Origin of the sequence: Halomonas sp. 111 (assembly GCF_052379685.1) — a bacterium.
Taxonomy (GTDB): Bacteria; Pseudomonadota; Gammaproteobacteria; order Pseudomonadales; family Halomonadaceae; genus Vreelandella; species Vreelandella citrativorans.
In genome coordinates, this window is the sequence record NZ_JBQSYV010000066.1 from 1 (window position 1) to 236 (window position 236).

Genomic DNA, 236 nt, shown 5'->3' on the forward strand with positions numbered 1-236 from the left:
CCGTTGCAGTACACCGCTGCGTCATAGGCCTGCCAGGCGCGCTCATCAATGGTGCGGTCCAGCTGGCCGCGCATCGGCACGGCGTCGATGCTTAGCAGGTTCGGGTCGCTGTCTTTGGCGATCAGCGCGCCGTTCTCTGCCGGTGAAGCGATCTTGCCAGGGTTAAGCTGGTTAAACGGGTCAAACGCGGCCTTGACCCGCTGCAGGCTGGGGTAAAGCTCGCCAAAAAATTTGGG

1 protein-coding gene is annotated in these 236 nt (G+C 61.9%); it reads right to left on the reverse strand.

Going from position 1 to position 236, the window contains the following annotated elements; all coding sequences use genetic code 11:
• The coding region (locus ACT3T7_RS18450) for an FAD-linked oxidase C-terminal domain-containing protein (RefSeq protein WP_444631933.1) at positions 1-236 on the reverse strand (236 nt) is incomplete at both ends.